General features: G+C 48.4%; 17 protein-coding genes and 1 pseudogene. 1 reads left to right on the forward strand and 17 read right to left on the reverse strand.

Going from position 1 to position 26,598, the window contains the following annotated elements; translation table 11 throughout:
* Positions 1-22 precede the first annotated feature (22 nt).
* Positions 23-1,585, forward strand: a complete 1,563-nt coding sequence (locus ACR0QE_RS03930) for a BCCT family transporter (protein ID WP_432627061.1) — start codon at positions 23-25, stop codon at positions 1,583-1,585.
* Positions 1,586-1,676: 91 nt separating this feature from the next.
* On the opposite strand, the gene ACR0QE_RS03935 is transcribed toward ACR0QE_RS03930, so the two are convergent.
* The 17 genes and pseudogenes from ACR0QE_RS03935 to ACR0QE_RS04015 form a co-directional block, all read right to left on the reverse strand.
* Positions 1,677-2,618: a glycosyltransferase family 2 protein gene (locus ACR0QE_RS03935; RefSeq protein WP_432627062.1), complete on the reverse strand. Its 942-nt coding sequence runs from the start codon at positions 2,616-2,618 to the stop codon at positions 1,677-1,679.
* 17 nt (positions 2,619-2,635) lie between these two features.
* On the reverse strand, positions 2,636-3,481 hold the full coding sequence (locus ACR0QE_RS03940; RefSeq protein WP_432627063.1) for a LicD family protein: 846 nt from the start codon (positions 3,479-3,481) through the stop codon (positions 2,636-2,638).
* Between the two features lie 23 nt (positions 3,482-3,504).
* Positions 3,505-4,848: a lipopolysaccharide biosynthesis protein RfbH gene (rfbH, locus tag ACR0QE_RS03945; protein WP_432627064.1), complete on the reverse strand. Its 1,344-nt coding sequence runs from the start codon at positions 4,846-4,848 to the stop codon at positions 3,505-3,507.
* A 155-nt stretch (positions 4,849-5,003) separates the two neighbouring features.
* Positions 5,004-6,065: a CDP-glucose 4,6-dehydratase gene (gene rfbG / locus ACR0QE_RS03950; protein ID WP_432627065.1), complete on the reverse strand. Its 1,062-nt coding sequence runs from the start codon at positions 6,063-6,065 to the stop codon at positions 5,004-5,006.
* 61 nt (positions 6,066-6,126) lie between these two features.
* Positions 6,127-6,903, reverse strand: coding sequence for a glucose-1-phosphate cytidylyltransferase (gene rfbF, locus ACR0QE_RS03955; protein WP_432627066.1), 777 nt, complete (start codon positions 6,901-6,903; stop codon positions 6,127-6,129).
* A gap of 111 nt (positions 6,904-7,014) precedes the next feature.
* Positions 7,015-8,892, reverse strand: a complete 1,878-nt coding sequence (locus ACR0QE_RS03960; RefSeq protein ID WP_432627067.1) for a hypothetical protein — start codon at positions 8,890-8,892, stop codon at positions 7,015-7,017.
* 127 nt (positions 8,893-9,019) lie between these two features.
* Complete coding sequence (locus ACR0QE_RS03965; RefSeq protein ID WP_432627068.1) at positions 9,020-9,829, reverse strand: glycosyltransferase family 2 protein; 810 nt, start codon at positions 9,827-9,829, stop codon at positions 9,020-9,022.
* Between the two features lie 5 nt (positions 9,830-9,834).
* A complete protein-coding gene (locus tag ACR0QE_RS03970) occupies positions 9,835-10,494 on the reverse strand; it encodes a D-sedoheptulose-7-phosphate isomerase (protein ID WP_432627069.1) in 660 nt (219 codons plus the stop codon).
* A gap of 5 nt (positions 10,495-10,499) precedes the next feature.
* Positions 10,500-11,087 carry a D-glycero-beta-D-manno-heptose 1,7-bisphosphate 7-phosphatase gene (gene gmhB / locus ACR0QE_RS03975; protein WP_432627070.1) on the reverse strand — a complete coding sequence of 196 codons (588 nt, stop codon included), beginning with the start codon at positions 11,085-11,087 and terminating at the stop codon, positions 10,500-10,502.
* Positions 11,088-11,169: 82 nt separating this feature from the next.
* The gene (locus tag ACR0QE_RS03980; protein WP_432627071.1) at positions 11,170-12,240 is read right to left on the reverse strand and encodes a GHMP kinase; all 1,071 of its coding nucleotides are present in this window, start codon (positions 12,238-12,240) and stop codon (positions 11,170-11,172) included.
* Positions 12,234-12,959, reverse strand: a complete 726-nt coding sequence (locus ACR0QE_RS03985; RefSeq protein WP_432627072.1) for a nucleotidyltransferase family protein — start codon at positions 12,957-12,959, stop codon at positions 12,234-12,236. Before ACR0QE_RS03985 ends, ACR0QE_RS03980 begins: the two co-directional genes overlap by 7 nt.
* A gap of 476 nt (positions 12,960-13,435) precedes the next feature.
* Entirely contained in the window at positions 13,436-16,705 is a 3,270-nt protein-coding gene (locus tag ACR0QE_RS03990) for a glycosyltransferase (RefSeq protein ID WP_432627078.1), read from the reverse strand.
* A gap of 838 nt (positions 16,706-17,543) precedes the next feature.
* The gene (locus tag ACR0QE_RS03995) at positions 17,544-18,941 is read right to left on the reverse strand and encodes an ABC transporter ATP-binding protein (protein WP_432627073.1); all 1,398 of its coding nucleotides are present in this window, start codon (positions 18,939-18,941) and stop codon (positions 17,544-17,546) included.
* Between the two features lie 105 nt (positions 18,942-19,046).
* Positions 19,047-22,160: a hypothetical protein gene (locus tag ACR0QE_RS04000; protein ID WP_432627074.1), complete on the reverse strand. Its 3,114-nt coding sequence runs from the start codon at positions 22,158-22,160 to the stop codon at positions 19,047-19,049.
* Between the two features lie 254 nt (positions 22,161-22,414).
* Complete coding sequence (locus ACR0QE_RS04005; protein ID WP_432627075.1) at positions 22,415-25,633, reverse strand: hypothetical protein; 3,219 nt, start codon at positions 25,631-25,633, stop codon at positions 22,415-22,417.
* 161 nt (positions 25,634-25,794) lie between these two features.
* A pseudogene (locus ACR0QE_RS04010) lies at positions 25,795-26,202 on the reverse strand (MATE family efflux transporter); the annotation flags it as partial.
* Between the two features lie 159 nt (positions 26,203-26,361).
* Positions 26,362-26,589 carry a zinc ribbon domain-containing protein gene (locus tag ACR0QE_RS04015; RefSeq protein ID WP_432627079.1) on the reverse strand — a complete coding sequence of 76 codons (228 nt, stop codon included), beginning with the start codon at positions 26,587-26,589 and terminating at the stop codon, positions 26,362-26,364.
* Positions 26,590-26,598: the final 9 nt, after the last annotated feature.

The following is a 26,598-nucleotide window of genomic DNA, read 5'->3' on the forward strand; positions in this document are numbered from 1 at the left end:
CCAAAAGGAGGATCATTTCATCATGGATCAAAAGAACTCTCAGACATCCCTGCTTTCGCAGCTCGATCTCTTCGATACCGTATTTGCCTTTCTGTGCATTGCGGCACTGTGTATCTGGTTTGTCATCAGCCCGGAGCGTTCCTCACAGGTTCTGTCTTCAATCCGAGGCTTTCTCGGAGATGAGATGGGAAGCTACTACCTGCTGATCGGCCTCGGCGTATTTTTGTGCTCCCTGTATCTGGCCTTTTCCCGCTTCGGACAGATCCGCCTCGGAAATCTCAAAAAACCACAGTACTCCGGTTTCCAGTGGGGCGCAATGATGTTCACAGCCGGACTTGCCGCCGACATCCTGTTTTACTCCTGCTGTGAGTGGATGCTCTACGCTTCCGATCCGCACATCGCAGAGATGGGGGCAGTCCAGGACTGGGCAGCCACGTATCCGCTCTTTCACTGGGGTCCGATCCCGTGGGGATTCTACGTCGTTCTCTCTGTCGCTTTTGGGTTCATGCTCCATGTCCGCAAGCGGGAAAAGCAGAAATACTCCGAATCCTGCCGTCCTCTTCTCGGCAGCCGCGTCGATGGCTGGGCAGGCCGCATCATCGATCTCGTCGCAGTATTTGCGCTTCTCGCCGGAACCGCAACGACGTTCTCGCTCGCAACCCCCCTGCTCTCCCTCGCAATCAGCCGCGTGACGGGAATCCCGCAGACAACCGGTCTCACAATCCTGATTCTGATCATCGTCTGCGCGATCTATACCTTCGCCGTCTTTTTCGGCATGAAGGGCGTTCAGCTCTCCGCTTCCTGCTGTACTTACCTGTTTTTCGGTCTTCTCGCCTATGTGTTCTTTTTCGGCGGTGAGACCCGCTTCATTGTCGAGGCCGGCATCACCGCGCTCGGCAATCTGGCACAGAACTTTATCGGACTTGCGACCTGGACGGATTCCATGAGAACCTCCTCATTTCCGCAGACCTGGACGATCTTCTACTGGGCATACTGGATGGTATGGTGCGTGGCAGTTCCATTTTTCATCGGAACAATCAGCAAGGGCAGAACGATCCGCCAGACGATCCTCGGCGGTTATCTCTACGGTCTTGCAGGTACTTTCACTTCCTTCATCATTCTTGGAAACTACGGGCTCGGACTCCAGATGCACGGAAAGATCGATGTGCTGACAGCCTACGCCGCAGACGGAAATCTCTACCATGCGATCGTCTCCCTGCTCAGCAAACTCCCGGCATCCAAATTTGTGCTCATCCTTCTCGTCCTGTGCATGGTGACTTTTTACTCAACCACCTTTGACTCCATCACGATGGTTGCCTCTTCCTACACTTACAAGAAGCTCGACCACGATCAGGAACCGGACCGCCGTGTCCGTCTGTTCTGGGCAATCTTTCTGATTCTGCTCCCGGTTGCCCTGCTGTTCTCCGAGAACTCGATGGCAAACCTCCAGACCGTGTCCATCATTGCGGCATTCCCGGTCGGCATCATCATCCTGCTGATTCTCGCCAGCTTCTTCAAAGATGCAAGCGATTATCTGAAAGAGTCTGAAGAAGAAAACGTTAAGAACGAAAGCGCTGAAAAGTAATAAAAAAGAGATAGGACGCAATTTCCTATTATACGAAAAAAGACTGGCTCCTGCTCCCCGTCACGGTTTGCAAAAGCCAGTCTGAAATTTTTTAGGAATCTCTTTTCTGCTCCAGATTCGCTGTATTCTCCACAATATAGATCGGTCTGTCTTTGAGTTCGCAAAACAGAATAGCCATGTATTCTCCGATAATCCCGACAATCACAAACAGAACCGCAAACATGAAACAGTTCAGAATCACAATTGTCGCATATCCGCTCGGTGCTCCCTGTCTCGTGCACAGCGTATAAATCATGACCGCAACTCCGAGAAGCGCTGCCCCGACCCCTGCGTACATACCGAGTTTCAGAGGCAGATTGGAAAAACACATGATGGTGTTCATCGAAAATGCGAACAATTTTCTGAGACTGTACTTGCTGTGACCCGCCACGCGGTCCTGAGCCTCATACTCAATGATTCCCTGCCGAAATCCGATGCTCTGCACATACCCGCGCAGGAAACGGACTTTTTCCCGATAATTGTTCCGGAGCACATCTGCCGCCTGCCTAGAAACCGCAAAAAAGTCCGAGGCATTCGGCTCGAATTTCACATCGGAGAGCGCATTGATCAGGGCATAAAATCCTGCGGAAGTGATGTTTTTAATCAGACCTGCCGACCTGTTCTTTGTTCTCACCATGCTGATGACTCCACAGCCCTCCTCCAGCTTTTTAATGATCGCCGGAAGGCACTGCGGCGGATGCTGGAGATCCGCATCCATGCAGACAACCGCGTCACCGGTCGCATAATCGATCCCCGCAATCATCGCCGCCTCATGGCCAAAGTTTCTGGAGAAAAACACAACCTTTACCTTTTCATCCCCCTGTGCGAGACCCTGTAAAATCTCCGCACTTCGATCCCTGCTTCCGTCATTGACAAACACAAGCTCATAATCCCAGTCAAGACCCTGAAGGATCGGCTTTGTCGTCTCATAGAACATCGGAAGTGCCTGTTCTTCATTGTACACAGACACCACGACAGACAATACTTTTCTCATGTCATTTCATCCTCGTCTCAGAGTTCCTCATCAAATACCTGAATCTCAATCGTAGAGTGAGTCGGAACCCGTTTTTCCTCCGGCGGAAGTTTCATGTAATCTCCGTAAATCCAGGTCAGCACCTCGTCCCAGTGGGAGGATGCCATCAGCTTCGTGTCACAGAAGTCCAGATCCACGATATCCTCACACCACTCCTTCTGGAGTGTCACATAGAGATAATCCGGCTGGTAATTGCTGTAATAGAGCTTCGAACTCTTCTTTTTGTGGTCCCTGAGCGCCACCATTCTCTGCAAGCGGAAGAGCACAGAGAGCGGAATAAGCTTTCCGACAGTCGACATTCCTCCCACCGCGAGCTTGTGAAACAGACTGTACTTGCCAAAATCAAGGTGATAGCGATGACCCATCGCCATTCCATAAATCATCTTGTGCATCAGAAGCGTCGCCGTCGCATCCAGCTTGTTTTCCGGAAGCGTGTCGATCGTGAACAGATCCACCCAGAGGTGATTGAGCTTTCCACCATAGAAATCCATCTCTGCACTGTCCTCATGGGTCCGGCTGTTCTTGTAGATAATCCGCGCTGTGAAATCAAAGAATGCCTTTCCATCCCGGTAGCTCCACGGCATCACAAGCGCCATCGTGTCGGGAAGTTCCCGGCGGACCACTTTCATGAATGCCTCATAATTGTTTCTCGTGAATGCGACATCCGCATCGTCATCCCACGGAATAAATCCCTTGTGGCGGACTGCCCCGAGAAGCGTTCCCGCATCCAGCATATATCGGATCTTATATTTCCGGCAGATCCGGTCAATCTCCTTGAGAATCTTCAGATTTGTCTCATGCACCCTCGTCAGATCATATTCCATATCGTTTTGCCCCACTCCCTTCTCTATTTCTGTGCGTCCAGTGCCTCCCTGATCGTCTGTGCCATATAATCGATCATCTCATCCGTCATTCCCGGATAAACACCGATCCAGAACGTATCTCTCATAATCCGGTCTGTCACAGCGAGATCGCCGACCACACGGTATCCGGTTCCGCTCTCACGCATCTGGTCAAAGCACGGATGCTTGATCAGATTTCCGGCAAACAGCATGCGCGTCTGAACACCCTTCTTCTCCACATACTGGACAAGTGCATTTCTATCAACACCCTCCTTGCAGGTGATCAGGAATCCAAACCAGCTCGGGCGTGATCCCGGACACGGCTCCGGCAGAATCAATCTGTCTTCCGTTCCGGCAAGTGCTGCCTTCAGGCGGTCAAAATTGTGTCTGCGGCGCTCCACAAAGCCCGGGAACTTGTCGAGCTGGGCACAGCCGATCGATGCCTGAAGATCCGTTGCCTTTAAATTATATCCGAAATGGGAGTAAACGTATTTGTGGTCATATCCGAGCGGAAGCTCCCCGTACTGGCGGTCAAAACGGTGACCGCAGAGATTATCGCGTCCGGACGGGCAGACACAGTCGCGTCCCCAGTCGCGGAAAGAGCGGATAATCTTGTTTAACAGCGGATTGTCCGTGTAAACAGCACCGCCCTCGCCCATCGTCATATGGTGAGGCGGATAGAAACTGGAAGTTCCGATGTCTCCGACCGTTCCGGTGAAACGCTCCTTTCCGTCAATCTCATACCGGCTTCCGAGGGCATCGCAGTTGTCCTCAATCAGCCACAGATTGTGGCGGTCGCAGAATGATTTCACAGCGCCGAGATCAAACGGATTGCCCAGCGTATGCGCGATCATCACTGCCTTCGTCTTCTCAGAGTAAGCCTCCTCAAGCTGGGTCACATCAATGTTGTACTGAGGAATCGTCACATCGACAAAGACAGGAACCGCACCGTACTGAATCATCGGCGTCACAGTTGTCGGGAAGCCCGCTGCGACTGTGATAACCTCATCCCCGCGCTTTACCTGACGATCACCGAGCAGCGGAGAAGTCAGTGCCATGAATGCATTCAGATTCGCAGAGGAACCGGAATTGACGAGAGAGCAGTATCTGACTCCGAGATATTTTGCGAGCTTTGCCTCAAACTCATCGGTATAGCGTCCGGAAGTCAGCCAGAACTCCAGCGCACTGTCCACAAGGTTGACCATCTCGTTTGCATCATACACCCTCGATGCATACGGGATCCGATCTCCCGGCTCAAATTCTTTTTTATTATTGATATGGTAATTCTCACAGTAATCTGCCACCAGATCCAGAATCTGCTGACGTGCCTCTTCCTGTTTCTTATCCATCTTGCAATTCATCCTTTCTCACCGCTTCATTTTCTCAACCTGTTACCGTTCATGATTCATGCACTGCACAAACTGTAACCGTTTTTTCCAATGCTTCTTATCCTCTTATCGACTCTTTTTTATTTGTTTTTTGTAAATGACTGTAAACGCCAATCCTAGAACTCCTGAATCTGGCGATCCGTGACCGCGAGCATATCCTCCCCATCGAGGTAGGCTTTCGACCACTCAACGGTCTTCTCAAGAGCCTCCGCGATATGCCATCTCGGCTGCCATCCGAAGACATGCTTGATATGGGAGCAGTCAAGTTTCAGGAAGTTCGCCTCGTGAGGACCTCCGTCGTGCTGATTTTCCCAGTCTGCCTGATCTCCCCAGGAATCGCAGAACAGCGTCACAAGCTCGCCGGTCGTCACGCAGTCGCACTCATCCGGTCCCACATTGTAATATCCCGCATACGCTCCGTCCTCATACTGTTTCTCCAGAATCTCAAGATAGGCAAACAGCGGCTCGAGCACATGCTGATACGGGCGTGTGGAATAGGGATTTCTGACACCGATCGTCTTTCCAGCCGCCATCGCGCGCACGCAGTCCGGGATAATCCGGTCATTCGCGAAGTCGCCGCCGCCGATCACATTTCCGGCGCGGGCCGTGGAGATTGCACACCGTCCATCCTGGAAAAACGATTTCTGGTAGCTGTGCGTCACCAGCTCTGAACAGGATTTGCTGTTTGAATACGGGTCATATCCGTCGAGCGGATCGCACTCGCGGTATCCGTACTCCCACTCCCGGTTCTCATAGACCTTGTCTGTCGTCACATTTAAGAGCGACTTCACCGACGGCGTCTGACGGGCACACTCAAGCAGATGAACCGTTCCCATCACATTTGTCTCATAGGTGTAAACCGGATCGCGGTAGGAATCACGCACGATCGGCTGCGCTGCCAGATGAATCACGAGTTCCGGCTGGACGCGGTCAAACACCTTTTTCATCTCACTGAAATCGCGGATATCCCCGATCACGGAATCCATCGTGTCCGCCAGCCCGAGAATCTGAAACATCGAAGGCTCTGTCGGCGGCTGAAGAGAAAAGCCTGTCACCTTTGCTCCCGCCAGTGTCAGAATCCGGCAAAGCCAGGATCCCTTAAATCCGGTGTGACCGGTCACGAGAATCCTTTTTCCTTTATAAAATTTTTCACATGCTTCCAGATTGTATCTGCTCATCTTCAACCACCTTTCTGTTATTTCCAACCTTCCCTTTCAGACTTTCCTCTTCAGACTTTTTTTAGTCTTTCCAGATCTTCCACGGAGCCTGTTTCGACTGCCACAGCTCCTCTAATTTTTTCATCTCTCTCTGCGTATCCATGCACTGCCAGAATCCGTCGTGGTAAAACGACATCAGCTCGCCCTCCGCTGCAAGTCTCTGCATCGGCTCCTGCTCAAACACCGTCTCATCGTCTTTCAGATAGTCAAACACCTGCGGATTCATCACCATAAATCCACCGTTGATCACAGCTCCGTCAGAGTCCGATTTCTCGCGGAAAGAATGAATCACATTGTCCGGTCCGATGTCGAGAACTCCCTTCTGCTGACCGATATTCACCGTCGTGATCGTCGCAATCCGTCCATGACTCTTATGGAACTTGACAAGTGCATCAAGATCCACATTGCAGACGCCGTCTCCGTAAGTCAGCATGAACGGCTCATCCCCGATGTACGGCTGAATCCGTTTTACACGTCCTCCGGTCATCGTGTGAAGACCGGTATCCACAAGCGTCACCTTCCACGGCTCCGCATAGTTGTTGTGCACTTCCATCTTGTTGTTCGCAAGATCGAAGGTCACATCCGAGGTGTGAAGGAAGTAGTCTGCAAAGAACTCCTTGACCACATACTGCTTGTATCCCAGACAGATCACAAAATCATGGAATCCGAATTCCGAGTAATATTTCATGATATGCCAGAGAATCGGTCTGCCGCCGATCTCGATCATCGGCTTCGGTTTCAGATGGCTCTCTTCACTGATTCGCGTTCCAAGACCGCCCGCAAGAATTACCACTTTCATAAATATAATTCCTTTCTCATTCTTTCCGTATATCTGTATCTGTTTCCTATCTGTTTTGCATTTGTTGCCTCACAGATGCATTTCCGGCTGCTTATTTCTATATTTCATTTACTACTCTGCCGTCATTTTCAAAAGCAGTGCCAGTTTCGTCGTTCCTCTCTGCTCCATCGCATTCGGGACAAAGAAGTTCGTCTCAAAGCGAAGAGTCACCACATCATATGGCTCCGCCTCAATCTCCGTCTCCACGGAAGTCTCTGTAAAGTGCAGATAGTCGACCGGCTCGTCATTGACATAGACTGTCAGCCACTGGTCATCCGTCAGATCGCGCGGATAGGTAAAGCTCAGATGAATCTTTCCCGTTTTTCCCGCCATGACCTGAACCTTCGACTTCTCATCAATCCATCCGTCATCGTAGAATCCGTAGATCGGACGGCACTTGAACGTCTTGACCACATGGGTCACATCCTGAAAACGATTGTGCTCCGGATCCTCCTGGATCACGAGCATATTGTCATCGACAAGGCCGAACTGGCGCACATCGCTCACATGGACAACTCTTGTGCTCTCCTCTCTCTTGAGCGGATCGAAGACGCGGAAGAAGTTTTCTGCGGTGAAATCTTCCATCTCGAAGTTCTTTCCGACAACAAAAATATTTTTGCCGAAGATTCCAACTCCATAATTGCCGTAAGTCTCCTCTGCAAGAGAATTGTATCTCTCCTGATCTGCCCAGTAGTACAGATTCGGATAGAGGCCGCGATAGTAGTTCTCAACCGGAAGCATCAGAACAACATAGACCGTCAGAACAGACAGATACGGGAACGCCTGAAGCCAGATTCCCTTTTCTGCCATTCCCTCCGTCAGAACACCGTAAATCCACGCCATAAACAGAAGTGCCGCTGCATAGGAGACATAGACCCATCTCATTTCCACACGGATTGTCACGCTCGAGCAGGCGATGCAGGCACCGATAAACATCACAAAAAGGACAGCCGTCTGGATCCGCTCCACGCGCTTTGCCTTTTTCTGAATCAGGCGCACAAAGAGCGCAGCCACCATGACAGCCAGCATCAGATCCGCAACCGCAATCATCATCATCACCCAGAGCGGAGCCTCACGGAAGTTCTGACCATTCAAGTGCTCCGGTCCCGCATTGATTCCGAACAGGTAGGCAACCTGACTCAGCGCAAACTTGATCACAGAGCTGACCGACATCGTGTCCGCCACATCGGTTCCTCCGGTTCCGGCAGGAGCAACCGTGCCGATCACAAGGAAACGGATCAGCTGGACAACTGCAAAGGAGGCCGCCGGTGCAAGCCACTGGCGCACATCCTTCTCCTTTTTAAACAGAAGCACGAGAAAGAACAGCGGAAGAAGCACCATGTATCTCTCATGGACAAAGCAGACTGCAAAGTAGAGACCGCTCGCAAGGAAGATCCGACGGTCTCCCTTTCCATCATGCTCGTGAAGGACTTCATAGAGGAGATAAAGAATCGTGATTGCCAGCCAGAGTGCCATCGTCTCCATCAGTCCGAGCGCCTGTCCAATCTGATAGTAGGACATACGGGACATCAGAAAGATCAGCGCAAACAGAATGCCCAGATATCTGCTTCGGCTGAAACTGCGCGCCATCCGGTAAAGCGTGTATGCAAGACCGATGTTCAGCAGGATGTTGAACGGGACATACCAGCCGACATGCGGCCCGAAGACCGCCATCTCGATCCATGCCACTAAATTATAGAGAAACCGGCATCTCGTACCGCCGAACGTGAAGATCGCCTGAAGAAAGGAGTCTGAATTGTAACTGTACCACTGATACAGATCATCCATATAAAGGCCCTTGATCTCCATATGCCGGTTGACAAAAAAGGCAAACGCCGCGAGAAGACACACAATCAAAAGTTCTGACCGCCACTCAATCTGACGCTTGACAAAACTGTGCTTCAGAGCGTCTCCCTCCTTGTCCTTTCTCTGTATATGTTTTCTTTCCATTATAATATAACTCTCCTAAAACTTATTTCTGTGCTCCCAGCCATCATCTCCATGGTCTGTATGCCATCGCTGTCTGCACACCGTTTTTGTTACTGTTCACGCGCCCGGCAAACAGACACGCAGGAATTCATTTTTCATACGCAGAGTACGCCCCGCGATAGAAAAACATCAGAAAGCGGACAACGGCCTCAGGCCAGATTTTCCGGTACATCGCCGTCTCCTCCTCCGAGCGCCTGTGATTCTCAATGCACGCCTTTGTCGTCGCCCCGTCGTGAATCCGGTAGCCGATCAGCGGGTGTTCCTCGCAGACAAACCGGCCGCTCTGCCCGGCAAATTTCCACATCATATCCCAGTCGAGCGCAAATTTATAAGCGGAATCAAAGAGCGGTCTTTGAAGAAGTTCAAGATTGTACGTGCAGGACGGACAGATAATCGGATTTCCAAACATCAATGCCATCCTCTTGACTCTGGTTCTGTCCGCAAGCGGGCGCAGACGCAGCGGCAGGCGCAGAATTTTCTTCACAAAGTGAATCAGCCCCGGACGCTGCGCCTTTCCGTTTCGAATAATCACACAGTCCGTCGTGAAGACCGAGGTGTCCGGGTACTTCTCCCAGCAGGCTTTCACCGCCTTTGCGTAATCCCGGTGGTAGACGTCATCCTGATGTGCGATTGTGACAAGACGGGTGCTGGCATTCGCACACGCGAAATTCCAGTCCTCCTGAATATCGCTCTCGCCCTCCCTCACAAACAGCGGAAGGTCATACTTTTCTGCCATCTCCTTGAGAAATGCACTCGGCGTCGAAGTGCAGAGAATGATCTTAGATGGCTCCGACTGGCGCTTTAAAGAGCGGATGCATTCCTCCAAATACGGGGAGTCCTTATAGGCACAGACAGCAAATGTGTGATCGATTTTATCGTTGTGATCTGTGTGATCCATCCTCATTACTCCTCAAAAAAATGTGCCTCAAGCATCAGACAAAGTGCGTGGTAAACCGGAAGATGAAGCTCCTGGATCTTAAATGTTTCTGACTCCGGGACAATGATTGCGACATCCGCACGCTTTCCGAGGATTCCGCCGTTTTTTCCGGTCAGTCCGATCACGGAAATTCCCTTCGCCTTCGCCGCAGTCACCGCATAATCGATATTTTTGGAATTTCCCGATGTGGAGATCGCCAGAAATACATCCCCGGCTCTGCCGTATCCGCAGACCTGCTGGGCAAACGTCATGTCTCCATTGACATCATTCGCAAATGCCGTCGAAAGCCCCGCATGTCCGGTCAGTGCGATCGCCATCAGCCCGCCCTGAAGCGAGCGCGCAAGCTCCTTTCCGTGTTCCGGGCTCTCTTTACAGATTTTCTCCTGAAGCTCTGCCGGAAGCGGTCTGCGCTTTACAAATCCCTTCATCAGCTCTCCGACAATGTGCTCCGAGTCTGCACAGCTTCCGCCATTTCCCGCAATCAGCAGTTTTCCATCATGCTCATAGCAGTCTCTCAGCATTTCATAGGCAGCCTGAATCTCTGCCTTCACAGCCTCCAGTTTCGGATAGCGCTCTGTCAGCTCATCAAGGATCTCCGCTTCCTTCTCTGATAATCTCTGTGTCATGTTTCTTACTTTGTTCCTTTCCTCAAGATCTCCTGTGCCGCCCCAAGCAGAGTATCCGCATAGAAATCCCACGGAAGGCTCCCGCCCCCCTGCAGGTTCTGCTCGGCTTTTTTCTTCTCCCCGGCTCCGTATCCGGTTCCAACCAGAATCGTATGTACCCCGTAATTGCGTCCGGCCTCCACATCGATCTGCTTATCCCCGATCATCCAGGAATGTTCTTTGTCAATCTTATAGTACTGCTCTGCCATCTCAAACATTCCGGTCTCCGGTTTCCGGCAGTGGCAGACCTTCTTGTAAGCTCCGATTCCGTGCTCCGGGTGATGCGGACAGTAGAAAAAGTGATCAATCTGTGCGCCCTGCGGTGCAAGCAGTTCATTCATGTATTCGTGCAGCTGAACCACCTCATCCTCCCCGTAGTATCCCCGTGCGACTCCCGCCTGATTCGTCACGACCACAAGGCGGTATCCCGCTCTCTTTAAAGCTCCGAGTGCCTGCGCGACTCCCGGCAGCAGCACAAGATCCTCTTTTTTGTGCAGATAATTGACTTCCTCATTCAGAGTGCCGTCCCGGTCAAGAAAAATCACTTTTTCCATCGTCTTTCAACTGTCCTCCAATACTACACCACGTTATCTTACGGCACTTTCGGTTCCAAAAGTGCCTACCTCCGCACAGTAACTACACATCAAATTTGTAGTCGCCGTTTGGCAGATGAACCTTGATCTCATTGTAGTCCCAACGGTCCTCATTTGCAATCCATGACTGGGCACCTCTGAGTTCAAAGTTCCAGTCCGCAAGCTGACCTCCGACTTTCTCCATACGCTCTGCAACCTTGTGCTTGACGTTGTATGGGCAGTACATCAGCAGATAACCGCCGCCACCGGCACCGAGAAGTTTGCCTCCGAGCGCACCCGCCCTCTTCGCCTCCTCGTAGAGGGCATCGATCTGCGGATTTGTGATCTTGCTGCTCATGCGCTTCTTGCTCTCCCATCCGTAATCGAGGAGTTTTCCAAAACTGTGAAGATTTCCCTTCAGAAGCTCATCCTTCATCGCATAGGCAAGAGCCTTCACCTCGCACATCGCATCGAACGCATCTTTCTTCTCATAGTTTTTCACCTGATCCTGGATAATGTTTGCAGAAACGTGAATATTTCCGGTATAACATAACAGTAAGTTATATTGCAACTCATGAATGATATCTTTCTTGATTCTGAGCGGGTTTACAACCACGTTGTTGCGTCCGTGGAACTCAATGAAATTGAATCCTCCAAACACTGCTGCATACTGGTCCTGATATCCGCCGGCAATCTTTAAATCCTCGCGCTCAACCTGATAAGCGAGATCGGCGAGGCGGTAGCCATCCATCTCAATTCCCTTCCAGCGCGCCATTGCAACGAGAAGCGCAACCATCACGGTCGAAGAGGTTCCAAGTCCTGATCCCGGAGGTGCATCGCACTGTAAGTAAACCTCACAACCCTGGTTGATCTCCATCGCCTTGAGGGCTGCCGTGACGAGATCGAGTCTTCCGTCGTAGACATAATTTTCTTTCGCGTTGTATTTCACCGTCATATCAAAATCAAGCGAATGTACGATGATCTGGTCATCCATTCTCGGCACAATCGAGCAGTACGCATACTTATTGATTGTGCTGCCGATAATCGCTCCGCCCTGCTCCACACAGAAAGGTGCCACATCGGTACCGCCTCCGCCAAAACTCACGCGAAGCGGTGCTCTTCCCCTGATTACCATCGGATCACCCCTTTCTTCACATCGTCCATGAACTGATAATATGCTTCCGGAATTCCGATGTCGATGAAATAGCCGTCATGCACAAGTCCGCCAAGTCTTCTCTTTTCGCCAAGCCACTTCGGAATCATCTCATTTTCAAGGGAAACCTTCCCCTCCGGAATCTCCGCAAGAAGCTCTCTCTTCATATAATAAATTCCGCCGTTGATTGTTCCCGGGCGCGCCTCGCTCGTCTTCTCGTTAAATCCCGTGAGCATTCCCTCTTTCAGGGTTGCCTCTCCGTAGCGGGAGATGTCCGGAACTTCCCTGAGCACGAGAGCCAGATCTAAATCCTTCTGCGCCTGCATCTGTGCAAGTCTGCTGTAATCGATCTGGTAAAAGGTATCTGCATTCAGAACATAGAAGGTGTCCTCCGTCACAAGTTTTCCGGCATTCTTGATCGCACCTGCTGTTCCGAGAAGCTCTTTCTCGTAGGCATACCGGATTTTCAGCGGAGTCTGATCCGGTGCCGTAAAGCGGCTTCCATCCCCGAAATACTCTTCCACCATCGAACCCTTGTATCCCACAGCAAAGATGATATCGGTGATTCCGTGCTTTGCAAGCTCGTGAACCACATATTCCATAAACGGTTTATCCTGTATCAGTGCCATCGGCTTTGGTCTATCGCTCACCACGCTGCGCAGACGCGTTCCAAGACCACCGGCGAGTAAAATTGCCTGCATGTTTTATTCTCCCATATTGCTAAATTCTTATTGTTATCAGCTTTGTGCCTGTCACATGTCTTCACAGTCACTAACTATTTCACGGAATTTCAGGAAAATTTCTTTTCCAAAATCGAAATCTCGTATTTACTACCCGAACAGTATATCATTTTCTTGTCAAAGATTCCACCCACTTCATAAATCTGTAAGTAAGAGTTTTCTTGATAGACTTTTAGAAACGAAAAACCCGCCAGGAATACGTATTTCTCCCTGGCAGGTTCTCCCTAATTTTTTATCACAATATCTCTGTGTAAACCATCTATGGCTCCGATGGCGGGAAAGTACATGCAAACCCTTGCGAGCCGTCGGTGCTTAGACCGTGTATTTTACGGTCTTATGCACCGCTACGACGAGCACGGAGCGAGAGCGCGTTTGCATGACTTTACCCGCCTGATGAGCCCCTTACTTCTTGCTCCTTGCATTTTCACTTTTAGATTTTATCTCTTAAAATCATCCTCAATCCGCTTCCATGCCGCATCCATGCTGAAATGCTGGCGGATATACGTCTGGGTCTTCTCACAGAGTGCACGGCACTCATCCGGGTTCTCATAGAGACGAACCGTCATCTTTGCAAACTGCTCCGGATCATCCTCGACGAGAAGCACATCCTCAACATTCGGGATACCCTCAGCTCCGACAGATGTTGTGACGATCGGTGCTCCGTTATAGATTGCCTCGACAACCTTGCCCTTCACACCTGCGCCGTATCTGAGCGGAACCACAACGATTCGGCTCGTCGCATAGAGCTCGCTCAGCTCCTCCTCGGAGACAAAGCCCTTGATGATCACGCCGTTTCCAGGCTGTGCAAGTGCCTTGATCTCATCCGTCACCTTCGAGCCAACCACATAGAAGTCCGGCGGTGTCTGACCGAGGGTCTGCATCTTCTCACGAATCCGCGGATAGATCTCCTTCACAAACCAAAGAACCGCATCTGCATTCGGCGGATGCGCGAAGCCTCCGACAAACAGCAGCCCTTCTCTCTTCGCAAAGTCTTCCTGAATGTCACTCTTGAACTCATCGAAAACATAGGCCGTGATGTCCTTGACGTTGATCGTCGGATCGATCTCGTGGATCGCATCTCTCTCGACGTAGGACGGATAATAGGAAACTGCCGCCTTGCTCATCAACGTCAGCTCCACGGATTTCCAGTACTCGGCATTCTCCCTGATCTTCGGATCTCCGGTGATCTGGTACTCTCTGCTCTCTCTGAGGAAATGCAGATCATGGCCATAGTAAATCACCTTGATATCCGTATTGTCGAGAATGTAGTCGACGTACTTCGATGCGATGTGCGGACGGTTCAGATAAGCAACTGCGATATCATCGCCGTGATCTCTGAGCCAGTCCCAGATCTTTACCTGATACTCCGGTCCGTAGAGCACCTCAATTCCCATCTGTTCGAGTGTCGTCGTGTACGGCTCCTCATGCATGAAGTTGTCGCCGAGGAATTTCACGACAAAGCCCTTCTTGATGAACATCTTCAGGTACTCAAATGTCGTCTTGGAACCGGCATCCTTGTCGTAGGTCGGCACATAATGGTCAACGACGAGGATGATCGGCTTGCCCTTGCTGCGCTCGCGCGCGCGGAACGGATCCGGGTTACCATCGTTCTCACACTGCTTCTTGAACTCCTCCGCCCACTTTTCCTTGAGCTTTTTGGAGTTTGCAACCTGATAACGCTTGAGTCCGGTTCCCTGCACATCGGTTCCGTTTGAAACACCCTCGAAGTGGATGACTTTTGAGAGCGGCTGGTATACCACGCGGTATCCGGCTTTTCGTACCTCAAAGGCGAGGTCGGAATCCTCACAGTACGCCGGTGCAAAGCGCGTATCAAAGCCTCCGATCTGCTTCCACAGATCGACAGACAGAAGAATCGCCGCTCCGGAGATATAGTCGACATCCTTGACGTAGTTGTACTCCGGCTTATCCGGATTGTCGAGACGGCCGTAATTCCATCCGGAACCATCGCTCCAGATGATTCCTCCGGCCTCCTGAAGGCGTCCGTCCGGATACACAAGCTTCGATCCCACCATTCCGATCGTCGAGTCAGACTCAATCAGCTGAACGAGAGAGGACAGCCATCCTTCGGTCACCTGCGTGTCATTGTTGAGGAACATCACATATTTGCCGCGGGCATGGCGCGCCGCATTGTTGCAGTTTCTAAGGAAGCCCTGGTTCGTGCTGTTGCGGCAGATCACAAGACCCTCCGCGAACTCGCCGAGTCGCGAAGTCGCATCCGTCGACACATCATCCGCGATGATAACCTCGTAAGTCACATCTTTCGTGTGCTCAAGAATCGAGAGCAGACACGCATAGGTGTAGTGAATCTGGTTGTAAACCGGAATCACGATCGAAACCTGCGGGTTCTCCACCTTTTCAAAGTGAAGTCTGCCATGTTCCCGGTAAATCTCCCCGATGTTGAAATCTCCATCGCGCAGGTTGCGACCCTCCGGCGTCGAGTATAATTTCATTGAGCGGATCGGATGCATCAGATATTCCTTCTTATAAGAAAGGCGCTTGCGCTCCACCGATCCTCTCGGATACTTCTGGTTAAACTTGTCGCCGAGTTTCCGGCGGATCTTAAACAGAATTGCCTCATGCTTGTTGAGATAGTTGAGCGTCTTTCCAAGTTCTCCGTTCTCATGGCGCAGAGCCGCGATAATCGCCTCAAGGTTTGTCACATGGTTGTTTGTCAACCGCTGTACTTCCGTGATCTTGCGGATCTCCACATCCTTCTCGCGGCTGTGAATCTTCATCTGCTCGATGCGCTCTCTCGCACGCGAAAGATCACTCTCAGTCTGACGGATCTCGCGGATGCCGCGTGAGTAGACCATGTAGTTGCCAAGATAGAGCTGCTGATTCTCCCCATGTACATAGTTCTGGAAGTTCTCCTCCATCTTGCGGTAAATCTCTGCCATCTGCGGTGTGATCTCAAACATCGCAAGCACGCTGTCAAGGTCGAGCTGGCCGAGCACACTGTGGTACTGCTCATAGAAATAATACAGGATCCGGTATTTCACAAAATGTTCCGGAACCGGGAAGAGGAAGACCCACTCATAGTCCAGACAGAAAATACCATGATCTGTGAGAAGCATATTTTCAAACAGGGCATCAATGTTGGAAACCTTGCAGGCCGTGTCGCTTGCAAGGACCGCTTTCTCCTCGTCAGTCAGTCCCTCTCCAAAGACCTCGTCAAACTCGTCCGTCTCTGAAAATGCACTGCGATACTCCGGGGCAATGTCGTAGATCTGAGCCATCGCCTCTTTGAGTGCCGTTGCAGGAACCTGTCCATTCTGGATCTGCTCTCCGAGTTTTTCCGCCCAGGTCTGCCCTTTGAGATACGGAAAATATGCAGAGTTTCCATTTTCCTCACAGAAAGCCTTTGCAACTTTAAGCGTGCGGTGCTGCTCCATCAGAGCATGATATTTCTTCTCAAATGACCAGATATGTGCTGCCCCGTCAAGACTCAGAGCTGCCTTCTCGACGTAACGTTTCCAGACTCTGTTTGTGTGGCCCGGACCGCCCGGATTTCCGGCAGTTACCGGACGTTCCTGAATTCCCTGAACTTCCTGCGTGTTCTGCAGATTTTCATACGGTGCCGGTGCGTTCTGCTCCGTCAGTCGCTCACAGATGCAGGTCTTGATCTGGAACTGCTCTCTGCGCGTCTTGTTGTACTTGATATAAATCCGGCGGTCACTCGCCTGCATGCTTGCATTTGCCTGCCAGAATACAAGATAAGAGTTTGCATACAGGTCAAACACACCTGCCTCGCAGACCTCATCAAACTTTTCGCCCATATCCATCATATGATACGGCGGATAATCATAAGCCGGGGTTACACGGGTCAGATCTCCCTTTTTCGGAAGATACTGATCAGAATAAATGCTCACCGGTGTGCGGTAATCCGGCATCGGATAATAAAACTGTGTCCGACCGGCCAGATTCTGCCCTGCTCCCAGTCTGCCCTGCTCCTCTCTGTTTAAAAGCTCAAGAATCTGCTTCTTCGAGAGCGCATTCTCCTCCGCCCTGCTTCCTGCAAAGTACTTCATGCCGAGTGTGTTTGCCGCTGCGACAATCAGAACTCCATCCGGGGCAAGCAGAGATTTTGCAGCCTGAATCTGCTCCTCATACGGCGCCTCAAGCGTTCCCGCAAAGACGATATAATCGTATTTCTGCTCCGGTTTCCCGCTCTCCTTTTCCTCTTTCTTATGCTTCTGCGCATAGGCAGAGAGTGTGCCTTCCTCATAGCGAATATTCGGGGCACCCGGGTAGCGCATCTGCACGGTCTCAAGCGCTTTCTTGCTCTCATCGAGAACCGTCACCTGACCCACACTTCTGCGGAACAGTCCGGTCATCGCACCGTAATCCGCACCGACCTGCAACAGAGAGGCATCCGACTTAAAGTCATACCACTCAAGCAGAAGTTCTCTCTGCCCGGAAAGTGCATACAGATAATCCAGGCGGCTGTTCTGTTCAAGAATCTCTCGGACATTTCCCTTATGCTCTTTTAAGAGTGCCTGTATTTCCTCATCAATCTTTTTCATTCTACTGGTTTCCTTTTTCTTCCTGCGTGCCGGACGGCTTCAAAACCGCCTCAACCTCAGATTCCATGTCATAGACGCCTACGGTATTCTTATTGGAAATGACCGTGATGTTCGCAATGTCGTACAGACGGTGGTAGACCGTGTGCTCACCCTGCTCAAATCCGGTACAGCTCATCGAGAGCAGATACTCTCCGCCCTGAAGTGTCATCTTCTGGCGGAAGCAGACCTCATACTCATCGCCATTCTTGACCGGACGGATATCCGCTCCCTCAAACATCGTGTTTGTTCCCGTCAGATCCGCACCCTTCTTGTCCTTGATCGTGTAGGTAAAGATCGGCGCCTGGATGGTATCATAGAAATGGATGCGCTCGCGAATCTCAAAATACTCCCCTTTGAGGAGCAGGTTTGTGAGATTTCCTCTCTCATCAAACAGACCGAAGTCGTAGAGTTCGGCTTTGCCATTTCCATACTCGGTCTTGCTCGGATTGATCGTCAGCTTATCGCGCATCAATCCTTCGTGCACGACCTTGTGGTGGGCACCTGCACTCTTTCCCTTCTCAGAAGACTCGCCTGTCCCTGTCTTTCCATCCGCATCATCGCTGATTCCGCCGGAAAAATCATTCATCTCGGCAAGCTCTTCCTCAAGCGCGCCCATCTGGTTTGCGAGAATCTTCTTGTAGAGATCAACCATCTTGCCCGGGGCTCCCTCTGCGACATAATGTCCTTTGTTTAAAAGAACCACCCGGTCACAGTATTTGATGACGCTTCCCATATCATGCGTAACCATCAGAATCGTCGTTCCATTCTTGCGGATCTCCTCCATTCTGCGGTAACACTTTGACTGGAAGAAGACATCACCTACCGAAAGTGCCTCGTCGACGATCAGAATTTCCGGTTCGACATTGATCGCAAGCGCGAATGCGAGGCGGACAAACATACCGCTCGAGTAGGTCTTCACAGGCTGGTAGACAAAATCTCCGATATCCGCGAACTCCAGAATATCCGGCAGCTTCTCCTCCATCTGTTTTCTCGTGAAGCCCATCATCGTTCCATTCATGAACACGTTCTCGATTCCGGTGTAATCCATATTGAATCCGGCTCCGAGCTCAAGGAGCGCGGAAATCACTCCGCTGACGCGCACATTTCCGGAAGTCGGAGTCAGGACACCGGTGATGATCTTCAAGATCGTGGATTTTCCTGATCCATTCGTTCCGATAATGCCGACGGTCTCGCCCTTTTTGACGTTAAAGGAAATATCACTCAGTGCAAAAAAGTCCCGGTGATAGTTCTTGTGGGTGATGCTTAAGGATTCCTTCAGCCGGTCAATCGGCTTCTCATATAGTTTATAAATCTTACTTACATTCTGTACCTGAATTGCATATTCGTTGTCTGAAGACATGGAATTTCCTTTCGTTCCTCTCACATGTGCCGGAAAATTCCGGCACACGTTTCATACTTCGAGGAGCATTATACCATTTATTCCACGCAGGCGCAAGGAATCCCTTTATTTTGCGGATTTGGACTTCGGCTTCAATTCTGTCTTCTCTGCTGTCTTGTTTTTCTCTGTCTCCATCGGAATTTTTGTTTTGGAGGAATTTTTCTTCTTTTCCGAACCACCTTCCTCCTTTGCGAGATCATCAAAGCTCAGTTTCTGCTTCTCATTCCTCTCAGAACCTGACTTTCCTGCCGGAGCCTTTGCCTTCTCCTGGATGTCTTCCTTCTGCTTTGCCTGAAATCCCATCAGCTTCTTTTCCGCATCCTTCAAATAATAGGCATCCTCTAAAACGCTATCTTGTATCATTTCCTCTTCCGGCTCTAAAAATTTCTTAAAGCGTGGATATACCTTTTCCACCTGCTTCATCGCACTTGATACCATATTAAGGGCAGCCAGTTGTTTCTCATCTGTCTCTGAAGTGTAATGCACAACATCGTCAAACTCCCTGCGAAGCTGATACAGCATCCCCGTAGTGCCACCCTTGGACTGATACATCCGATCGCTCATTGTCTTTAGCGTTTCCGTCAGCGTCTCATAGTATTTCTTTCGCTCCTGATCCTGCATGGAAAGAACTGTATCATCTGTGCCAAATCCCAGTTCGGTTGCCTGTTTCATCACATGATATGCCTCTCTCAGCACTTTTCCATTTTCTCTGTCATTCCATATTTTCTGAACCTTGCTAAAACCAGAGTCCCCCCTGTCCCATGGTATAAGCTTCTGATAGATATGTTCTCCATCCTTTACAATAGACATAAAGAATTGCAGACTCTGCTCTGTTTCGGGCGACCAACCCTCCTTATCCTCAATCTCTATTAATTCTTTCACACTCTCATTTACTTCATTTCCAAGTTCCCCAAAAAATTGCCGGCATTTATCTCTTGCTATTGCGCCACCGTAAGTCGACGAGTCTTCTGCCATATGCAACTGCTTAGACATATGTTCATATAACCCTCTACCTCCATCATTGAATCTTTTTACAAAATATTTTGCAATTTTCTCTGATTCTGTCAGATCCGTTTTGCCTTCCAATCTCTTATATTCTTCCAAAGACGCTGAAAAAAGATTAGCATACGATGAGTACTGTGTATATCCGGCACCCTTCAGTTTTGAATTGTACACTCGCACCGAGTTAACATCAAAATTCTCTTCCCAATACTCATCCTGTTCTTCCTGAAGTTCCTTCCGTTCCTCTCTTTCCCGTGCCCGCTCTCTCACCTGACGATACTCTTCTCTCAGCGCCTCTTTGTCTGCTCTCTGTTCATCCCAATTTTTGACTTCTTCTTTTGTCAGAACTTTTTCTGTCTCAAGTTCTTTTAAGATGCCAAGAGCTTCTTTCGCCAGATTGAGACGCTCTTTTCCGACAGCAGTCTGCGGTCCAAAAAAGATTCCCTTTCTCTTTTTAATATAAGTCTCACACGCCTCAATCATCTTGTCACGGTCATTTTCCTTCTTCTCGCCAAATTCATTGAGCCGCGTCATCATATTCGTAAAATATTCACTGTCCGGATCGTTTTCCTTTTTATGCGTAGATGAGAGACGCTTTGTCACATCTGCAATCCGTTTTAAATTCTCTTCATACAAGAATCTTTTTCTGGTCGGACTGCCGTCTTTTGCCCATTCTGCTCCCTCATCAAGCGCACTGCGAAGATTTTCCATCTTCTGGTTCGTGCTCTCCTTGTTTTCTTTTTTCAGCAGATCTTCTCCCGCTTTTACCATCCCCGGAGTGCGCTTCTCCTGCTCTTCCACTGCTTTTGATTTTGCGGTTTCTGTCAGGTCCTTGTTGAATATCTCTGCTGTTTTCAGCATCTCATCCAACGCATGAACTTTCAAAAGTGCTGCCTGCTGAAAATTCTCTGCCTTTCCACTCTCAAGATTTTCCGGTTTCACACCCCCTGCCTCTGCAAGAAAACCGGCACGCTTCTGCTCCAGATAAGAAATCATCTCTCCGCTATATTTATTTCTCTCAGAAAGAAGCTTCTCCAGATCAAACTTCAGCTCATGTTCCTCCTTGACATCCACCAATCCATGATCCAGGCGAAGCTGTGTCTTAATCATCTTATCGAGCTTCTCTTTCTGCTCAAAAATTTTGTCAAATCGCTTCACTTCTGAATGGAGTTTATCCGCATAATCGCTATAAAAATCCTTTTTCTCAGCAAACGTCTCTTTAAATTTTTCGATAATCTGATCATAAATATAGTCAAAAGAATGCTTTTTATTTTCTAAAAATTCTCTTTTGAATGCAGTCCCTTTTTCTCCCTCAAAATCCTTGATCTCTTGCTCTGCCATCTCATCCTTCTCATACCAGACAAGACTAAGTTTTGTTCCGCTGTATTTGAACGCACAAGGCTTATTTATAGCAACTCTTCTCTTAATTCCATCCCAGAACGGAAAATTCTTCGGATCGTAGAAAACACTTGATTTTTCGTTCTTTGATTTTTCATCCTCTACAGGTCCCTTGAATTGTCGGAACATATTCTTAAGCTCTTCGGGATTCTTTTCATCCAGATAACTTCCCCCCAACGCAAGCTTTCTCATTCCGGCCATCAAGTCTTTGCGGTCTTCATAATCCCACTTTTGTCGTTCCAGCCTCTCTTCAAATTTCTTATTCCGATCTACTTCCGGATACAGGTCCTTTAACAGAATCTCAGCTTGTGCTATATACATAGTCTCAGGATATCTCGTAACATCCACAGCTCTGTTCCATTCCTTCGACCCTTCTATTTTATCTTCAGTACCCTCCCGCATCTTCTTTCCCAGACTTTTCATCTGCGAAATCTGAAAATCCACCAGCAGATTCACATATGTTTCCTGATGGCTTTTCTCTTTAAGCACATCATAAAGCTGCTCAAGATACTGATTATGCTCTGGACCTGCCGCCGTTTTATCAATCGTGGATGACAGATCCAGAGCAAGCAGCTCTTTTATATCTTTCTCTGTAACACCCCCATCTTTTTTATAAAATTCATCTAAAAAATTTTTCGCCAGCTTAGCGGCCGATTTGCCCAGAATCCTATCTGCATTGCCAGTTCCCGGAATCTTCGCTTCCTCACCTGTACGTTCCCAACGTTTCTGTTCCCAGTTATATTCAACTGTATACCATGTTTCGTTATTATATAAATTCATAGCTGTCTTTCCTCCTTCAATCCCTGATCAAATCTCATGTTTCTCACTGCTGCATAACTGCTGCCTGTTACTGAATCTGTTAATGATATTGTACCATCTAAATAGATACTACTAGGATACTTTTCTCTTTTTAATTCCACTCTTTAAGAGTGTTTCGATAAAGCAAGTTAATTCTGACACCAAAAGAGGACCTTGGATTCCCTACGAACCCTTGGCCCTTCTTTTTTTTATAGTTTATAGGCTATATTTTTCACTTATTTTGCAGATCTGGATTTTGACTTTGCTTCTGTCTTCTCCACCATCTTATTTTTCTCTGTCTCCCTCGGAATCTTCGTTTTTGAGGAAGTTTTCTGCTTTGCCGAACCATCTTTCTCATTTGCGAAATCATCAAAGCTCAGTTTCTGCTTTGTCTGTAATCCCATCAGCTTCTTTTCCGCATCCTTAAAATAATAGGCATCTTTCAAAACGCTATTTTTGATCTCTTCCGGCTCTAAAATTGACTTAAAACGTGGATACACCTCTTCCACCTGTTTCATTGCACTTGATACCAGATGAAGGGCAGCTAACTGTTTCTCATCTGTCTCTGAAGTGTAATGCACGACATCATCAAACTCCCTGCGGAGCTGAACCAGCTCTTTTCTTGTCTTATTCTCCCATTCCCGCTCTTTCGCTTCAGGACCTTTATCTTTATCATATTCTTGGTCAGCCTTATACTGATACATTTGATCACTTAATTTCTTAATCGTTTTGGTCAGTTTCTCATAATAGGCTTTTCTCTCCTGATCCTGCATGGAAAGAGTCCTTCCGTCTTCCGTGCCAAATCCCTCTTCGACTGCCTGATTCATAACATGGTATGCTTCTCTCAATATTTTTCCGTTTTCTCTATGATTCCACAGATCACACGTATCATAAAAAGGAGAGTACTCTCTGTCGCAACTCCTCCGGTATCTCGAATAACCCAGTTCTCCATCATTTACAAGAGACATAAAAAATTTCAGTGCATTTTCCGTTTCCGGAGACCATCCTTTTTTGTCTTCGATCTCCATCAACTGCTGCACACCCTTCTTGATATCATCTCCCACTTCTGAAAAATATTCCATGAGCTTATCTCTTGCCTCAGCTCTAACACCCTCAATTTGTGAATTTTCCGTCTTCGACATCCAAGAGTTCATTTTTTCATAAGTTTTTCTATCATCAACCATTCTGTATTTGAACGCATCGGAAAAATACTCCACTACCCTTTCCGGTTCTGACAGTTCCTTCTTATCCTTTAAACGCTCATTTTCCAACCCGACTGTCACACAAAGATTCGTGAAAGAATCCTTTGGCAGCCAATCCACTTTGTTTTTTGGCAAATATTTCAGCCCTGAATCATATTTTTTTTCTACGTCAGCATACTCGTAATGCTTATCATAATAATCCTTCACTGACTGAGGCTCCCTCGATCTCTCCATATTCGCATCTACATACTCTTTACTGATATATCCGTCGAATGATTTCCCTAAAAATATCTCGTCCTGTTCGTTCTGGTGTTTCTTCCATTTTTCTCTTTCCTGTGCCCGCTCTCTCACCTGACGATACTCTTCTCTCAGCGCCTCTGTCTCTGCTCTCTGCTCATCCCAGTTTTTGACTTCTTCTTTCGTCAGAATTTTTTCTGTCTCAAGTTCTTTTAAAATACCGATAGCCTCTCTCGCCAGATTGAGACGCTCTTTTCCTACAGCAGTCTGCGGTCCGAAAAAGAGTCCCTTTCTCTTTTTGATATAAGCCTCACACGCCTCAATCATCTTGTCACGGTCGTTTTCCTTCTTCTTGCCAAATTCATTGAGCCGCGTCATCATATTCGTAAAATATTTGCTGTCCGGATCATTTTCCTTTTTATATGTAGATGAGAGACGCTTTGTCACATCCGCAATCCGCTTCAAATTTTCTTCATATAAGAGTTTTTTTCTGGGTGTACTGCCATCCTTTGCCCATTCTGCTCTCTCATCAAGCGCACTGCGAAGATCTTCTATCTTCTGATCCACACTCTCTTTGTTCTCTTTTTTCAGCAGCTCTTCTCCCGCGTTCACCATCCCCGGAGTGCGCTTATTCTGCTCTTCCACTGCTTTCGATTTTGCGGTTTCTGTCAGATCTTTGTTAAATATCTCTGCTGTTTTCAGCATCTCATCGAGAGCACGTACTTTCAAAAGTGCCGCCCACTGAAAATTCTCTGCCTTTCCGCTCTCAAGATTTTCCGGTTTCGCACCCCCGGCCTCTGCAAGAAAACCTGCACGCTTCTGCTCCAGATAAGAAATCATCTCTCCACTATATTTGTTTTTGTCAGAGAGAAGCTGCGTCAAATCACACTTCAGATCATGCTCCTCCTTGGCATCCGCCAATTTATGATCCAGACGAAGCTGCGTCTTAAGCATCTTATCGAGCTTCTCTTTCTGCTCAAAAATATCGTCAAATCGCGTCAATTCGGAATCGAGTTTTTCTGCATAATGATTATAAAACTCCTTTTTCTCACCCAATATCTCTCCATACTTTTTTAAAATCTGCTTAAAAAGACCATCAAAAGAATGATCTTTATTCTCTAAGAACTCTTTTTGGAATGCAGTTCCCTTTTCTCCGGTAAAATCCTTGATCTTTTGTTCCTGCATCTCGCCGTTCTCATCATACCAGACCCAGCTGAGTACCCTTCCCTCATATTTGATTGCACACTGCCTGTCAGGTGGCGTCCTTTTTTCTCCATCCCAGAATGGAAAATTTTCTGCCCGATAGAAAACACCCGGTTTTTCGCTCGTTATACGTCCCTGGAACTGCCGGAACATCTTTCTAAGTTCTTCGCTATTATTTCTATTCAGACTACTTCCTGTCCCTTCAAGATATCTCAGTCCAATCAGCAGATTCCTGCGGTCTTCATAATCCCACTTTTGTTGTTCTACCCGCTCTTCAAACTTCTTGTTCCGATCTATCTCCGGATACAGGTCCTTTAACAGAATCTCTGCCTGCATGATATACATGGTTTCGGGGTATCTCGAAACATCTACAGCTTTTCGCCATTCCGGCGACTTTTCCTCTTTCCCTTCAACATTGGCTTCTATCTTTTTTCCCAGACTTTCCATCTGCGAAATCTGAAAATCCACCAGCAGATTTGCACATGATTCCCGGTATTTCTCCCCTGTCATCAGACCATAGAGTTGATTATAACACTCGTTATGCTTTTTACCTGCCGGTAACTTATCGTTAATCAGGACTCCCAGATCCATCGCAAGCAGTGCTTTTATATCGTCATCTGTAATACTATTCTCATTGAGAAAAAGTTTGCTCATAAATTTGCTTCTCAAATCGTTAGCAGATTTTCCCATGATCTCATCTGCATTGCCAAGCCCGGGAACCTCCCGTTCCTGGTATGTATCTTTCCAACCGCTCTTGCCGCGATATGTAACATATTTAACCGTCGACCATGTTTTATCATTATAGAGACTCATAGCTGTCTTTCCTCCTTCAATCTCTGATTGAATTCCATGTCTCCTGCTGCTGACACCTTACACAAACCGCACATAACTGCTGTCTGTTACTGAATCTGTTAGTGAATTTGTTAGTGACATTGTATCATCTGAATGGATACCACTAGGACACTATCCTCATTTTACTTCCACTTTCTAAGAGTGTTTCGATAAAGAATCATCCCCACACTCCCAACAAGAATCTCTGAGACCGGAAACGCAAACCAGGTATACGATAATCCAATCAGCGACAATCCCCAAAAGATCGGAATCAAACAGAAAATCTGGCGCATAACCGACAGAAAAAGACTTACTTTTCCGTTTCCGATTGCCTGAAAAAACACCGGTGTCATCAGAGAAAACACTGCCGGAATGAAGCTTGTCCCGATGATCGGAAATGCCCGCTTTCCAATCTCAATCACATCCCTGCTGTTCGAGAAAATTCCAAGAAGCTGTGTCGGAAAAAACACGAAGCATACCACACCGAGCAGCATGAACACACAGGAAAACAGATAACTGTCTTTCATTGTCTCACGGCATCTCAAATAACTCTTTGTCGCATAGGTGAACTACCCCGACTTAAAGAAGTCAGAGCTTCCTGCTTCAACCACCACTGCATTTAATGTAATAAAATACACCAAACGTCTTACACAATGTCCACAGGCGTTAAGTTCGGGCTGATTCCATCCCTACTATGTTCCGTTTATCGTTTATGCACTTTCTTTTAATATTCGTAACCCCTCGTTCCGAATATTGATCGCGGCATTCACATCCCTCTTATGATGATGATTACAATTTGGGCAATCCCATTCTCGAATTCTCAGATCTTTCAAAAGCGGATTGCGATATCCACAGCAATGACAAATCTGAGAACTCGGATACCACTTGTCTACTTTCACAAAATATTTCTTGCGATCGGATAATTTGTACTCAAGCATCGAAAGAAA

Source organism: Brotaphodocola sp. (genome assembly GCF_050873065.1).
Lineage (GTDB): Bacteria > Bacillota > Clostridia > Lachnospirales > Lachnospiraceae > Brotaphodocola.